Origin of the sequence: Flavobacterium beibuense (assembly GCF_004151245.1) — a bacterium.
Classification (GTDB): Bacteria; Bacteroidota; Bacteroidia; order Flavobacteriales; family Flavobacteriaceae; genus Flavobacterium; species Flavobacterium beibuense_A.
In genome coordinates, this window is the sequence record NZ_JUIW01000007.1 from 53,573 (window position 1) to 66,744 (window position 13,172).

Consider the following 13,172-nt stretch of genomic DNA (forward strand, 5'->3'; position numbering starts at 1 on the left):
AAAATATTTACTAATTTTGAACTGGATAACCAATTCTACGCGATTATGAGAAAGAGTGTTTTAGTATTATCAGGTTTTATACTGATGATGTTTTTTGCGTGTACCACAAATCCTTTTACAGGTAAAACGCAGTTTAATGCCGTATCTAACGACCAGATTTTTCCGGCAGCTTTTCAGCAGTATGACGAGTTTTTAAAGGAAAACAAGGTAATTACCGGTACAGCCGAGGCAAGAATGGTAACAACTGTAGGGCAAAAAATTGCTGCTGCTGCAGAGAAATACCTTAATGCAAACGGATATCAGGGATATCTTAAAGACTATAAATGGGAGTACCATTTAGTAGAGGATCCTTCGTTAAACGCATGGTGTATGCCGGGTGGTAAAATTGTGGTATATTCCGGTATATTGCCGGTTACTAAAACTGAGGCGGGATTAGCAACAGTATTAGGTCACGAAATATCGCACGCGTTACTTAACCACGGTGGTCAGCGTATGACGGCACAACAGGCACAACAGGTAGGTGCTGCCGTTTTAGGTGCTGCAACAACCGGAGAGAGTGAGGCTGCACAGCAAATATACATGCAGGCTTATGGTGTGGGATCAAATGTTTTAGGTGTATTGCCATTTAGCAGAAACCACGAGAGCGAAGCTGATAAATACGGACTTATACTTATGGCTATTGCAGGATACAACCCTGATGATGCCCTTGCTTTCTGGCAAAGAATGTCGGCTCAGGGCGGCGGCGGTACTCCGGAACTGCTTAGTACGCACCCAAGTGATGCTACAAGGATTGCTAACCTTCAAAAAATGATTCCCGAAGCTAAAGCTGAAGCAGCTAAGTTTGGGGTAACGTTTAAATAAGACTTAGAGATAAAAGATAAGAGATGTGAGACATCTGTTTATAATATATAGCCCCGCGAAAGCGGGGCTTTTTTTATTGTTCTTTTGTCATTGCGAGGAGGAACGACCCCGCTGTGCGTGGCAGGCTGTGGCAATCTGTTTTTTCCATTCCGACTGTAGCGATAGCGTAATGGAGGAATCTCATGAGTAAGAGATGTCTTTCTTCGGTTATGACAAGCTGGGTGTTAACTCTGTGACAAAACACATCTTCTTTTGTCTTGACACAAAAGAACCATCACGATGTGGCGTGACTGCGACTATGGCTCCTTAAGCTAAAAATTACTGCATTCGGCTAAACCATCCGAACTCGGCTGTCGCCTCAAACAGCGGATGCTTCTTTACGCCTCACTTGTAATTTTCTTTACGCTACAGAGCCTGATGCCATAGCTTCACTCGGTTGTACACTGTTCACTACAACTGAACACTTTTTTATTATCTTTCAGTTATGAAAAAACTAATCGCCTTACATGTACTACTTTTATTCCTGTGCTGTGGAACTTCTAAAAATATAGAACAAGATACGCCAGCTCCAGAGTTTAAGGAGGTTGCGGTAAATGTAAATCCGTATATAGAAAAATTGGGCCTTGAAGATAAGGATGCTCTAGTGATTGTCATGTCTGAATCTACTGTTAGATGTATGTGTACAGAAAATAGTTTTCTGGTTATGCTTAGCGATGGCAGGATGTTTAAATATGCTACTACAGATGAGGACTATAAGGAACTTAAAAGTATGGAAGTAACAGATGCCGCCGAAAAAGAGAGACTTACAAAAACGGTAAACAGTATTAACGATATAGATACCGATACTTTTAAAAATCCTCCTGCAAGAGTTATGGTTTCAGATTGTGCTGGTTATGATTTAGAAATCTACAAAGGCACAACAGGCCAGATTTTTGATGTTTATGCTCCCGAAATGTATATAGAACAGAAACTTCCGCGTTATAAGGAAAGGAAAAAGCTTGTAAAGGTTATAGAAGTATTGGATTTTTACAATGAACTTTTTAAATATTAAGTGTTTGCTTATGGTTTTTGAAAGTAAGATAACGATAGCGGTTTGTAATGCCAATAAACTAAAGGAAAAGAAATTTGAAGAGCATTATATTTCTTTGAAAAAAACAACAGAAGGGTATAAGGTTTCACTTGTGTATCATTTTCCTTTTGAAGTTTATCCCAACCCTCAGGTGCTTACTATCAGTAACGGAGAGGCATCTTATATAGATTCGTTATCTTATATAAAAGAAAAAACTTTTACTCTTAACGGTAACGGAATTGTGGTAAAAAAGTACAAGCTGCATGATGATATGTGGGCTTATGGCAATGTATATATAAACGATTCCCTTGGGATTATTATTGACAGACAGATAACAAAGTTTGAGGAAGTGGTTACTTTATTTGATACCGCAACTTTAACCGAATTACATACAGCTATATTAGCCGATCACGATTTTTTTGAACTTGATATTAAATAGTTTGCTGTGAAAAAATACTTTACTCTATTCTTTTTACTACTCTGTAGTTTTTTACAGGCTCAGGATATACCGGGAGTTGAACCTTTTGAGTTTCAAAAGAGTCAGTTGCGCCAAAATCCGTATGTAGAGGAGTTGGGTTTAGACGATAAAAATGCACTTATTATAAAAACACAGGCATATAGTCCGTGGAGTTTGGGGAAAAGTTCGAGTTACCTTGTTGTTTTAACTAATGGTAAAATGTTTAAGTATTACCGTTATATACATACCGCATATAGCGAAGATGTACTTAAAAGCAGCGAGATTACCGATGCTGCCGAAAAAACAAAACTTCTTAAGCTTATAAACGCTACTACCCAAATAAAAAGCGGGATGCTTAACATTACAAAAAAGGATACGGGAGAAGAACTTGTTATTTTCGATGCCGGTACCTGTAGCATAGAGATACATCAGGGTGAACTTATGTCGGTACTTGAGAGTTATGCACCACATGAAGCTATTGAGTATGGATATCCGGGAGCAGAGGAAAGGCAAAAACTGCTGGATGCAGCAAATGGTTTTAATTTTTATGACGACCTGTTTAGAGAAGTGATTTATATTGAGTTTAATGATAATGCTCAAAACACCAGTAAAGAACTTAAATATAATAATATTGAGTTTAGGGAAGAACCTTACATTTACGACGATAGATTTGAATTTGATACCCTAAGGAAGAAACCGCAAGAAGTAAAATATATTGATATTAAAGACAAATTGCTAAGCAAAACAGAGGCAAATAAAAGGCTTCAGTATCTTTGTGATAAAGAAACAAAAGAATATATAAAAAACAGTCAGGATAAACGCCCTATACCGCCGCCTTATTATCCTGAAAGGTTTTTTAGTAAAGTTTACCTTTATGTAAAGACTGATGATAAAAAAGGTTTGCTTTATGAGGTTACCTGGCGTTGCAAAGCATTGAAAACCCCTTTAGATTAATGAAAAACACTTAGCGTTGTCATTGCGAGGAGGAACGACGTGGCAATCTGTTTTTTCCATTCCGACTGTAGCGATAGCGTAATGGAGGAATCTCAAGAGTAAGAGATGTCTCCTGCCATCGACATGACAAGTACACTGTTCACTACATACCAAAATCTAACGCTGCGATAATCCTATAATCCAAAAAATAAGTTAGTTTTGGCAAAACAAACCAAATAATTAAGTATGTCAGTACAATTACAAAAAGGCGATAAAAAGCTTCTTACAGCCTGGGCGTTTTACGATTGGGCCAACTCTGTTTACAGCCTTGTAATCGCTTCGGCGGTTTTCCCTATATTTTATGATTTACTTTTTGATAAAAGGGATAAGTATATTGCTGTTTTTGGCAGTAATGTAAAAGATACCGCATTAATGAGCTTTGTAACCGCTTTTGCCTTTTTGGTAGTGGCGTTTATTTCGCCATTGCTTTCGGGTATTGCCGATTACAGCGGAAACAAAAAAGTGTTCCTTAAGCTTTTTTGCTACTTAGGGGCGTTGTCTTGTATCGGGCTGTATTGGTTTAATCTGGATGATATTTACTGGAGCCTTGTATGCTACTTTTTCGGACTTATAGGTTTTTGGGGCAGCCTTGTGTTCTATAACTCCTACCTGCCCGATGTTGCTTATCCTGAACAACAGGACGACATTAGTGCAAAAGGATATTCGTTAGGGTATATAGGTAGTGTTATCCTTCTTGTTTTTAACCTTGTTATGGTAATGAAGCCGGGATGGTTTGGTATTGAAGGTGAAGGTAATGTAGCTGCCGAAAAAGCCATGCGTTGGTCGTTTGTATCGGTAGGAGTGTGGTGGATACTGTTTAGCCAGTACACCTATTATCATTTACCGAAAGGAAATAAAGAAAGGAATAAAGTAACCGGAGATGTTATGCTTAATGGCTTTAGGGAACTGCGTAAAGTATGGGGACAGCTAAAGCAAACCACTATGCTTAAACGTTACCTTGGAGCATTTTTTGTTTACAGTATGGCAGTACAAACCGTAATGCTTGTTGCAACTTATTTTGGAGCTAAAGAAGTACAGTGGGGTGAAGGCGGTAAACAAATGGGACTTATTGTAAGTATTCTGCTAATACAGCTTGTAGCGGTAGCGGGAGCAATGATAACATCGGCACTTTCTAAAAAATACGGAAACATAAAAACACTTATAGGTATTAATGCCGTTTGGGCAGTAATTTGTGTGGCTGCATTTTTTGTAACGCTGCCTATACACTTTTATGTAACAGCTGGTTTTGTAGGTTTGGTAATGGGTGGTATACAATCGCTTTCAAGAAGTACCTATTCTAAAATGCTGCCTGAAACTCAGGATACAGCGTCGTTTTTCAGCTTTTATGACGTTACCGAAAAGATAGGTATTGTAATAGGTATGGTACTTTATGGTGCTATAGACCAATATTTTGGCAGTATGCGTTATTCTGTCGTATTCCTTACATTATTCTTTGTAATAGGTATCTTTTTACTGATGCGTGTATTAAAAAAACATTAAGATATTAAAAAAAATAATTTATATTTGGACACCTAACAATCAAAAACCAAATGAAGAAATTACAAAGATTATCGGCTGTAGTACTGTTTCTTTCAGTACTTAGTTTTGTTTCATGTGATACAGAACCTGTAGATCCGGTTCTTTTAGATAATGTTAATAATCCGGAAAATCCGGGTACAAACCCTAACAATCCTACCAATCCCGGTACGAGTGATGGTAGTTATTGGCCAATGGCATTAAATAACGAGTGGGTTTTTGATGTAGAAGACGAAGGCGAAAGCCCAATGAAAATAACAAGCACCGAATCTATAGGCGGTAATACATATTATAGGGTTAATTATAGTTTTGCCAGTTCAGGTACGGGTGACCTTACCGGAGAGGCTACAAACCTATTACGTCATAATAACGGAGATTATTCGGTTAGGATAAGTGTAATTGTTCCTGATGAACAGGGTATGCAGATTACCGTTTCACCTTATGAGTATACAATACTTAAGGATTATCTTGAACCGGGTCAAAGCTGGACACAGGATGTACAGCAAACAACGACATACCAAATGCCGGGCATAACGATACCTCCAATGGTTATGAACTTCCACATTGAGAATATAATTCAGGAAAAAGGAATAACTGTAACGGTAAATGGTGTTAGCTATGAAAATGTAATAAAAGTAAAACAAACGCAAACCATTACCAGCAACCTTACACCGGGTATGGTGCTAACGGTTTACTACTGGTTCGCTAAAGATGTGGGACCTATAAAATCAGAATCACAAAGCAGTAATTTTACATCAAGCAGCACGCTTGTGTCTTACACGCTTAATTAAGAATATAGAAAAAAAGAAGTTATGAAAAAGATGAAAATTGTACAGGTATTTACACTTCTGTTTTTGGCCATAGGCTTTGTAGCCTGTGATACAGAACCAGTAGATCCGGTATTATTAGATAATATTGGTAATCCGGGAACTTCACAGGGAACATTTAAAGTAGACTTTAGCGGTCAGACTTATGAAGCTACAGCTATAACAGCTGTTATTAACGATGGGATGCTTGCTATTAGCGGATACAGAGGCAGCGGTGGAAACACTGAGCAAATTGCCTTTTTAGTTCCGAATCCGGAAGTTGGTTCTTTTAGCGGAGACGATCTATTAATGTACTACCAACCGGCAGGTGAAGAGTACCAATATATCAATTTTAACCTTGAGCAGGTTTCAGGCTCTGTAAATATTACAAGTATCGATACGGCAAACCATACGGTTTCGGGTACTTTTAGTTTTACAGGATGGTGGAGTAACGACGAGGAGGAAGTTGCACCAATTGAATTTACAAACGGTTCGTTTACCAATGTTACTTATCAGGGTACTATGCCTGGTGGTGGCGAAACAGGAGATGATATTTTAACTGCTGTTTTAGACGGTACAAACTTTCCTGTAGCTAATGTTGCTGTGGCAGTTGCTGATGGTGGTTTAGGTGAAACAATAAGCATAAACGGACTTGATGCTAACCAAAATAAAGTTATTGTAAGTATGAAGGCTTCTTTAAATCCGGGAACATACAATATTACAGGTAATATACTTGAAGATGTTGTAGGAGGAAGATATACCACTACATCACCTGAGGCTATGTATATGGCTACGACAGGAAGTGTAACCATAAACAGTAAAACAGAAACAAGAATAGCAGGTACATTTGCCTTTACTGCTACAGGTAGTGAGGGAACCGTAACGGTTACAGAAGGTACTTTTGATGTGGATTACAGTTTCTAAAATTTTAGTTTCGAACTACTAACTCAAACTACTATATCTACCGGAACGCCCCGCTTTTGTGGGGCGTTTCAATTTTAAATTATGAGAAGAATAAACACTTTACTTTTAGCTGTCCTTTCGGTATTTTTTTGTTTAGTTTCCTGTAACAGCGATGATAACAATGATGTGCTTACGGCACCATACATAAGGTTTGTAAGGCCGGATATAACTGTCGCAAACACCACAAACCCTACAGCGGTTATAAAAAACGACGGGAGGATTGAAATAAAATTCAGTTCAGATGTATTTACGTTTTTGGTCACTTTCTCTTATAACGGAGAAGGTACTTATACCGATTCCTTATATTTTGTCCATTCGGATACAGGTGTCCCAATCTATTTTTCAGGTTATTCAGGTTCAGGTTATGTAACCATTTCTGAGGTTAATATGGATGATTTGACAATAACGGGTACTTTTGAACTCTCCGGAGGCTATTCTTATTCGGTTTATCCTAATCTTACCCTTAAACAAGGTGAATTTGTTCAGGTTCCTTTGATTATAGAGTAATAAAGGATGATGGGTAAAGAATAAAATTTACAACTAATATAAACTACTATTATCCGCCTTTTAGGCGGATTTTTTTATAATAAAAGTAAATAATCACTATGGCATAATGATTGCCTTAATACTGCGTTACTATACCAGTAAATGCCTTGCAATTACTGGTATTCAGTTAAATAATTTCCCTTATTAAAATAGGGGAGTTATTTTTGCATCTATGTTTAATGACAAAATGACTTATAATAAGCATGTCTAATCAGAAAATACTAAATATTGACAGTTTGTCACTTCAGGAACTGGATACAGATGCGGAATTGATTCCGTTAATGACTCCGGAGGATGAAGAGGAAATGAATAATGAGCAGCTTCCCGATGACCTCGCTATATTGCCGCTACGTAATATGGTGCTTTTCCCGGGGGTGGTAATTCCTATTACTGCAGGCCGCGACAAGTCTATCAAACTTATAAACGAAGCCAACGCCGGCGGTAAGATTATTGGCGTCGTGGCTCAAAAAGATGAGAAGGTTGAAGAGCCTACTGCAAACGATATTCATAAAGTAGGTACGGTAGCCCGTATACTTCGTGTGCTTAAAATGCCCGATGGTAACACAACCGTTATCATTCAGGGTAAAAAACGCTTTGAAATTGATCAGGTAACTACAGAGGAGCCTTACCTGCGTGCAACCATTAAAGAGGTTGCCGAAGAACGCCCTGAAAAAGGGGAGGTAGAGTTTGCTACTATTATCGAGTCGATTAAGGAACTGGCTATCCAGATTATTAAGGAGAGCCCTAACATCCCTACAGAGGCTACATTTGCTATCAAAAATATTGAAAGTGAATCGTTTTTGGTAAACTTCGTGTCTTCAAACATGAGCCTTTCGGTTAAGGAAAAGCAGGAGCTTCTTGCTAAAAATAACCTTAAGGAGCGTGCGCTGGAAACCCTTCGCCACATGAACCTTGAGCTGCAAAAGCTGGAACTTAAAAACGACATCCAGAGTAAGGTGCGTTTTGACTTAGACCAACAGCAGCGTGAGTACTTCCTGCATCAGCAAATGAAAACCATTCAGGAAGAACTGGGTGGCGTTTCTCACGATCAGGAGATAGAGGAAATGCGCAAGAAAGGGAAAAACAAGAAGTGGAACCAAAAAACCAAGGAGCACTTTGAGAAAGAGCTTGCCAAGCTACAGCGTATGAATCCGCAGGTGGCAGAGTTTGCCATTCAGCGTAACTACTTAGAGCTGATGCTTGACCTGCCGTGGAATGAATTCTCTAAAGACAAGTTTGATCTTAAGCGTGCCGAGAAGATATTACACAGAGACCATTTTGGGCTTGAAGACGTTAAGAAACGTATTATAGAGTACTTAGCAGTGCTTAAGCTTAGAAACGACATGAAATCGCCTATATTATGCCTTTACGGACCTCCGGGGGTTGGTAAAACATCCATAGGTAAGTCGGTTGCCGAAGCACTGGGCCGTGAGTATATCCGTATCTCATTAGGCGGACTTCGTGATGAGGCAGAAATTCGCGGACACCGTAAAACATATATTGGTGCTATGCCGGGCCGTATCATTCAGAGTATAAAAAAGGCGGGGACAAGCAACCCTGTATTTGTACTGGATGAGATAGATAAGTTATCTACAGGGCCAAGCGGTGATCCGTCGAGTGCGCTGCTTGAGGTATTAGATCCTGAACAAAACTCAGAGTTTTATGATAACTTCCTGGAGCTTGGCTTCGACCTTAGTAAGGTAATGTTTATAGCTACGTCTAACAATATGTCTACCATTCAGCCGGCACTTCGCGACAGAATGGAAATTATAAACATGACGGGCTACACCATAGAAGAAAAAGTAGAGATCGCTAAACGCCACCTGTTGCCTAAACAGCTTAAAGAGCACGGACTAACCGATAAAGACTTTAGCATGAGCAAAAAGGTTCTTGAAAAGGTAGTTACGGGTTATACAAGAGAGTCGGGCGTACGCGGACTTGAAAAGCAGATCGCAAAAATGATAAGGCACGTTGCCAAGAGCATTGCCATGGAAGAGGAGTACAACCACAAAGCTACTGAAGCTGATGTTCTTGAAGTACTGGGCGCACCTAAAATGGAGCGCGACAAGTATGAAAATAACGAGATTGCCGGTGTGGTTACAGGACTTGCCTGGACAAGCGTAGGCGGAGATATATTGTTTATCGAATCGTTGCTTAGCAAAGGTAAAGGTACACTTACCATGACAGGAAACCTGGGTAATGTAATGAAGGAGTCGGCCACTATTGCGCTGGAGTATATTAAGGCCAATGCAGAGCAGTTGGGTATTAGTCCGGAAGTGATTTCAAATTACAACGTACACATTCATGTACCAGAGGGAGCTACGCCAAAAGACGGACCAAGTGCCGGTATTGCAATGCTAACCTCGCTGGTATCGTCGTTCACGCAAAGAAGGATTAAAAAGAACCTTGCTATGACAGGTGAAATTACCCTTCGCGGACGCGTATTGCCTGTGGGCGGTATTAAAGAAAAAATACTTGCAGCAAAAAGGGCGGGTATTAAGGAGATTATCCTTTGTGAGGAAAACCGTCGTGACATAGATGAAATTAAGCAGGAATACCTTCAGGGGTTAACATTCCACTATGTTAGTGAAATGAGCCAGGTGGTTAAACATGCTATTACCGACCAAAAGGTGAAGAATGCTAAAACACTATAATTTCAAATAGGTTATAATACTACTACTTGAAAGGAGAAACGGCTAAGTGATATCTTAGCCGTTTTTTTAGTTCCCCTCTTGAGAGGGGTTAGGGGTGTGTCATCCTGATGAAAGAAGGGACTTTTTATATTCTGCCTGATAACGTAATGGAGAAATCTCATACAAAATAGAGATTGCCACAGCCTGCTACGCACTGCGGGGTAGTTGCTTCTCGCAATGACAGTAAGGCGTTGTCATTCCGATACGAAACGTAGTGTAGTGAGGAATCTCTAATTACAATTAATACTTCTTCTTTTGTCTTGACACAAAAGAACCAAAAAGTCAAGGCTAAGACTCCTTAAGCTAAAAATTACTTCACTAGGCTAAACCATCCGAACTCGGCTATCGCCTCAAACAGCGGATGCTTTTTAACGCCTCGCTTGTAATTTTCTTTACGCTACGGAGCCTGATGCCAGAACTTCACTCGGTTGTCATTGCGAACCTGCGAAGCAATCTATTATAAGATTGAGTGTTACCTTCTGAGAGGGGATTGGGTTTGTCCTCGAATCAATGTTAAACAACACTAAACAATAATTAGCAAATAAGAATATTATTTAAAATAAAGCCTTAACTTGTTATGATATAGGTTTTAATAATACTCCCTATGAAAAAAATAATCCCCCTTATTATTTTTATTACCCTTACATCATGCAGTAGCAGTGTTACGGTAATAACGGCTAATGATGTATATGGTTATAGTATAACCTCTAAAAACTTCGGGGAATTTAGCAATCCTAACAAAACTACCTTAAAGCAGGTTAAGAGTAAGGATGTGGCTGCGGAGTTCGATTACATGAAAAATTATCTTATAACCGGGAGGGAGCACCTTTTCCCCGATGGGGTTTTTACCTATGCCTTTGTTAAGGATAGTGACACCATTTATGCCAGCTCTAACCTAAGGTACTGGTGGTATAAGGAAAAGGTAATACTATATCAGTCACCTATTATCAATACTGAGACCATAACGGAATTATAGTATGTGCTTGTCATTGCGAGCCTGCGAAGCAATCTGTTATAGGGGTGCGAGTTCCCCTCTTGAGGTGCCTGTCACGCCTTAGCGTGAGGGCTAGGGGTGTCCGTTTAATTGTGAATTTCAAATTATGAATTATGAGATGTCTCTCTGCGGTCGACATGACAGGAATGTGTGTGTTATACTGATGACAGGGAGGATTCCATTTAAAATTCAAAATTCATCATTTAAGAATAGAGATCACCACGTTATGTTTCACTCCGTTCACGATGACATAATAGACTGTCTATTATCTATCATCTCACATCTCATATCTAATCTCTCATTTCCCAATTCTCGTAAATAAAAAAATAATATCTTCGCAGCTGCGTTATAGTATGCAGAAAACTTACAGACAATAATGTTCAAAAAAGCGTTTATTTACCTCTTTTTATTCACCACGGCTCTCACATACAGCCAAATAGGGGGTAAATACACTTATCAGTTCCTAAATTTGGTTACCTCACCCCGTCAGGCGGCTTTGGGCGGTAAGATTATTACCCTTTACGATTATGATGTAAACCAGGCCATTTATAACCCTGCAACCATTAACAGGGAGATGGATAACCACCTTTCGGCAAACTATGGTAACTACTATGGTGAGGTTAATTATGGTACGGCTGCCTATGCCTATACATGGGACAGGCACGTGCAAACCTTTCATATGGGGGTTAACTATGTAGATTACGGAACTTTTGAAGGGCGCGATCAAAACGGACTGCTTACGGGCGACTTTACCGGAAGCGAGATAGCGCTTTCTTTTGGATATGCTTACAATGTGCCTTATACAACCCTGTATTTCGGTACTAATCTTAAGTTTATATCTTCAACTCTTGAAAGCTACAACTCCTTTGGGGTAGCACTCGATCTAGGAGCTATTTATATTGACGAGGATAACGATATTCACTATGCGCTTGCTTTACGCAACATGGGTACGCAGATTAGCACCTATGCCGGACTGCAGGAAAAGCTTCCGTTTGAAATTATAGCGGGTATATCGCAGGAAGTAGAGAATGTGCCTATACGCTGGCATATTACCCTTGAGAATCTGCAACAGTGGAATATTGCCTTTTCTAACCCTAACCGTAGCGAACAGAGTATAGACGGCGAAGTGACCGAAGAAAAAGTTTCATTTATCAATAATGCACTGCGACACGTTATTTTAGGTGCCGAACTTTTCCCGGGTAAGAGCTTTAACCTTAGGTTGGGCTATAACTTTAGGAGAGGGCAGGAACTGAGTATTGTAGACAAACGAACTTTTTCTGGAATTTCTGCGGGAGTAAGCATAAGGTTTAATAAATTGCGCTTTGATTATTCGTACTCAAAGTATACCCTTGCAGCCAATACCAGCCTGTTTGGGCTAACCATTAACCTTCAGTAAATTGGATAAGAAAATAACGATTGCCATAGACGGCTTTTCTTCTACCGGAAAAAGTACGCTGGCAAAGCAGCTTGCAAAACATTTGGGCTATGTGTATGTGGATACGGGCGCTATGTACCGTGCCGTTACCCTTTTTGCGATGCAAAACGGACTGATTTCGCAGGATTTTTTTAACCGTGAAGGATTAATAGAACACCTACAGGATATCACACTTCAGTTTTTATACAATCCGGTGCTTGAGTTTGCCGAAATGTATCTTAACGAAGAGAATGTTGAAAAGGAAATACGCACCCTTGCTGTATCGCAACTGGTGAGCCGTGTTGCCGAAGTACCAGAAGTGCGCCATAAACTGGTAGAACAGCAAAAGCACATGGGTGAGAAGAAAGGTGTGGTTATGGATGGCAGGGATATAGGTACGGTTGTTTTCCCTAATGCCGAACTAAAGATATACATGAACGCCAGTCCCGAAACGCGTGCTCAGCGTCGTTTTAAGGAACTTACAGGGTTGGGGCAGGAGGTAACTTATGAAGAGGTGTATAACAACGTGATAGAGCGTGATTACATTGATACGCACCGTGCCGATTCTCCGCTTGTAAAAGCCGATGATGCCATAGAGATGGACAATAGCACTATTACCAAGCAGGAACAGCTGCAAAAGGTAATTGATATTGTTAATGAGCTGCTGGCGAAGTAATTTCTTATTTAATGCAAAAAAAACTGCTTTTTATATTTGGCGCCATAGTGCTTTTTCAGCTGTTTTATTTTTTACGAAAAAGTATGGGCAACCGCAGGCGAACTAACGCAGTGGCGGTTTTTAGCAGGGCTAATCTTCGCAGTTGGTTTGTAATAGTACTTTTG

General features: G+C 39.7%; 12 protein-coding genes. All 12 read left to right on the top strand.

Annotation, left to right across the window (positions count from 1 at the left end; genetic code table 11):
• Window positions 1-45: 45 nt before the first annotated feature.
• Window positions 46-861 (top strand): M48 family metallopeptidase, encoded by an 816-nt coding sequence (locus tag NU09_RS10600; RefSeq protein ID WP_129751270.1) that lies wholly within the window; start codon window positions 46-48, stop codon window positions 859-861.
• Window positions 862-1,345: 484 nt separating this feature from the next.
• Window positions 1,346-1,912 (top strand): hypothetical protein, encoded by a 567-nt coding sequence (locus NU09_RS10605; protein WP_129751271.1) that lies wholly within the window; start codon window positions 1,346-1,348, stop codon window positions 1,910-1,912.
• Window positions 1,913-1,922: 10 nt separating this feature from the next.
• Entirely contained in the window at window positions 1,923-2,369 is a 447-nt protein-coding gene (locus NU09_RS10610; RefSeq protein WP_129751272.1) for a hypothetical protein, read from the top strand.
• 6 nt (window positions 2,370-2,375) lie between these two features.
• Entirely contained in the window at window positions 2,376-3,341 is a 966-nt protein-coding gene (locus NU09_RS10615; protein WP_129751273.1) for a hypothetical protein, read from the top strand.
• Between the two features lie 225 nt (window positions 3,342-3,566).
• Window positions 3,567-4,880, top strand: coding sequence for an MFS transporter (locus NU09_RS10620; protein WP_129751274.1), 1,314 nt, complete (start codon window positions 3,567-3,569; stop codon window positions 4,878-4,880).
• Window positions 4,881-4,930: 50 nt separating this feature from the next.
• Window positions 4,931-5,707 (top strand): hypothetical protein, encoded by a 777-nt coding sequence (locus NU09_RS10625; protein WP_129751275.1) that lies wholly within the window; start codon window positions 4,931-4,933, stop codon window positions 5,705-5,707.
• A 21-nt stretch (window positions 5,708-5,728) separates the two neighbouring features.
• Window positions 5,729-6,646 carry a DUF6252 family protein gene (locus NU09_RS10630; protein ID WP_129751276.1) on the top strand — a complete coding sequence of 306 codons (918 nt, stop codon included), beginning with the start codon at window positions 5,729-5,731 and terminating at the stop codon, window positions 6,644-6,646.
• An 81-nt stretch (window positions 6,647-6,727) separates the two neighbouring features.
• Entirely contained in the window at window positions 6,728-7,192 is a 465-nt protein-coding gene (locus NU09_RS10635) for a DUF6252 family protein (RefSeq protein WP_129751277.1), read from the top strand.
• A gap of 242 nt (window positions 7,193-7,434) precedes the next feature.
• Window positions 7,435-9,885 carry an endopeptidase La gene (gene lon / locus NU09_RS10640; protein ID WP_129751278.1) on the top strand — a complete coding sequence of 817 codons (2,451 nt, stop codon included), beginning with the start codon at window positions 7,435-7,437 and terminating at the stop codon, window positions 9,883-9,885.
• A 643-nt stretch (window positions 9,886-10,528) separates the two neighbouring features.
• Window positions 10,529-10,900 (top strand): hypothetical protein, encoded by a 372-nt coding sequence (locus tag NU09_RS10645; protein ID WP_129751279.1) that lies wholly within the window; start codon window positions 10,529-10,531, stop codon window positions 10,898-10,900.
• Window positions 10,901-11,294: 394 nt separating this feature from the next.
• Window positions 11,295-12,314: a type IX secretion system protein PorQ gene (gene porQ, locus NU09_RS10650; RefSeq protein WP_129751280.1), complete on the top strand. Its 1,020-nt coding sequence runs from the start codon at window positions 11,295-11,297 to the stop codon at window positions 12,312-12,314.
• A 1-nt stretch (window position 12,315) separates the two neighbouring features.
• Window positions 12,316-13,008 carry a (d)CMP kinase gene (gene cmk, locus NU09_RS10655; RefSeq protein WP_129751281.1) on the top strand — a complete coding sequence of 231 codons (693 nt, stop codon included), beginning with the start codon at window positions 12,316-12,318 and terminating at the stop codon, window positions 13,006-13,008.
• The last annotated feature ends 164 nt before the right edge of the window (window positions 13,009-13,172 follow it).

Bases quoted from the DNA above. Each gene is read 5' to 3' on its own strand.
- NU09_RS10600 (WP_129751270.1), top strand. From the start codon at position 46: ATGAGAAAGAGTGTTTTAGTATTATCAGGTTTTATACTGATGATGTTT.
- NU09_RS10605 (WP_129751271.1), top strand. From the start codon at position 1,346: ATGAAAAAACTAATCGCCTTACATGTACTACTTTTATTCCTGTGCTGT.
- NU09_RS10610 (WP_129751272.1), top strand. From the start codon at position 1,923: ATGGTTTTTGAAAGTAAGATAACGATAGCGGTTTGTAATGCCAATAAA.
- NU09_RS10620 (WP_129751274.1), top strand. From the start codon at position 3,567: ATGTCAGTACAATTACAAAAAGGCGATAAAAAGCTTCTTACAGCCTGG.
- NU09_RS10625 (WP_129751275.1), top strand. From the start codon at position 4,931: ATGAAGAAATTACAAAGATTATCGGCTGTAGTACTGTTTCTTTCAGTA.
- NU09_RS10630 (WP_129751276.1), top strand. From the start codon at position 5,729: ATGAAAAAGATGAAAATTGTACAGGTATTTACACTTCTGTTTTTGGCC.
- NU09_RS10635 (WP_129751277.1), top strand. From the start codon at position 6,728: ATGAGAAGAATAAACACTTTACTTTTAGCTGTCCTTTCGGTATTTTTT.
- lon (WP_129751278.1), top strand. From the start codon at position 7,435: ATGTCTAATCAGAAAATACTAAATATTGACAGTTTGTCACTTCAGGAA.
- NU09_RS10645 (WP_129751279.1), top strand. From the start codon at position 10,529: ATGAAAAAAATAATCCCCCTTATTATTTTTATTACCCTTACATCATGC.
- porQ (WP_129751280.1), top strand. From the start codon at position 11,295: ATGTTCAAAAAAGCGTTTATTTACCTCTTTTTATTCACCACGGCTCTC.